Source organism: Nocardia sp. NPDC059236 (assembly GCF_042754085.1).
Classification (GTDB): Bacteria; Actinomycetota; Actinomycetes; order Mycobacteriales; family Mycobacteriaceae; genus Nocardia.
On sequence record NZ_JBHZAF010000075.1, the window covers coordinates 260 to 1,408 of the forward strand.

At 67.7% G+C, this 1,149-nt stretch carries 1 protein-coding gene and 1 pseudogene; one reads left to right on the forward strand and one right to left on the reverse strand.

Annotated elements, in window-relative coordinates; all coding sequences use genetic code 11:
• Nucleotides 1-23: 23 nt before the first annotated feature.
• Nucleotides 24-671 (reverse strand): helix-turn-helix domain-containing protein, encoded by a 648-nt coding sequence (locus ACFXIV_RS47930; RefSeq protein ID WP_379405179.1) that lies wholly within the window; start codon nt 669-671, stop codon nt 24-26.
• Between the two features lie 124 nt (nt 672-795).
• Between ACFXIV_RS47930 and ACFXIV_RS47935 the strand changes: the two are divergent.
• Nucleotides 796-1,149: pseudogene (locus tag ACFXIV_RS47935) on the forward strand (hypothetical protein); the annotation flags it as partial.

A 1,149-nucleotide genomic window follows, 5' to 3' on the forward strand; every position in this document is an offset into this window, starting at 1 on the left:
GTCCGAGCCGTGCGGTCGTGAGTTCAGCTCTGATGGTTGTCGGGATAGGCGGTGACGGCGAGGAAGCGAATCGGTAACTGCACCAACTCGTTCGGGCCGTGCAGGCCCTCGCCGTCGAGGAGCAGCGCGTCACCGGGGCGCAGACGGTACTCGCCCTCACCGTGTCCGTAGACCATCTCGCCCTCGAGCATGTACAGCAGCTCGGTGCCCGGATGTTGGAACAGCGGGAACACCTCGCTGGCGTTGGTCAGGGTCACCAGCACGGGTTCGAGCCGCTTGTGCTGGCCGCGCAGCGCGCCGAGCATCTCGTAGTGGTGTCCGACCCGGGTACCGCGCCCGACGATCTCGGCGCCCTGCCCGGCCGAGGTGAACACCGCGTCCCGCGCCGTGTCCGCGCCACGAAACAGGGAGGTCACCGGCACGTCCAAGCCGGCCGCTAGTCGTGCGAGCGTCGACAGACTGCACGAGGTCTGCGCGTTCTCGATCTTCGACAGCATCGCCTTCGAGATGCCGATCTTCGTCGCCATGTCGCCGACCGACAGTCCACTCGACAGCCGTAGCTTGCGGACCTGCGCCGCGATGACCCGTTCGAGGTCGACGCCGGTCGGCCTGTCCGCCGGGACCTCACGCTGCACGGTGTCGTGGTGCACGGGACGCTGCGGGCTGGCCATCCACCCAGCCTACCAGTGGGTTTCCCCGCAGTGGACCCGGCGCTCTGGAAGCAGTCAACCAGGAAGCGATGAGTTCGCGTCGCTTGCGCAGTCCAACTTGCAGTGGGACATCGTCGCAAGGAGCGTGTCGCGGACACCCCTATTGGACAGAGAGTTCGTCGCCACCCTGGTCAAGGGCTCAGACAAGGGCGGCTGGACGTACCTGGTGTGGCCGGAGTGGAGAGGTCGCCGGACCGGACTCGACCCGCAGTCCCAGCCCGCCCGGGCCAACCCGTCATCGAGGCGGGTAATGGCTGACCCGCATCGCCCGGTTGCGGTGCGAATCATCGATGCCGACATTGCCATCGCCGGCACCCGCGACGGCCGGGTGGTGCGACGCCTGGAGCGTTACCAGCTGATCACGGCACTGACCGATCCCCGCCGCTACCGCGCCGCCCTGGTCGAGCTCTACCACCAGCGGTGGTGTGCGACGTGGTTG

Excerpts from the sequence above, each read along its gene's own strand:
- ACFXIV_RS47930 (WP_379405179.1), bottom strand. The coding sequence starts at position 671 with ATGGCCAGCCCGCAGCGTCCCGTGCACCACGACACCGTGCAGCGTGAG.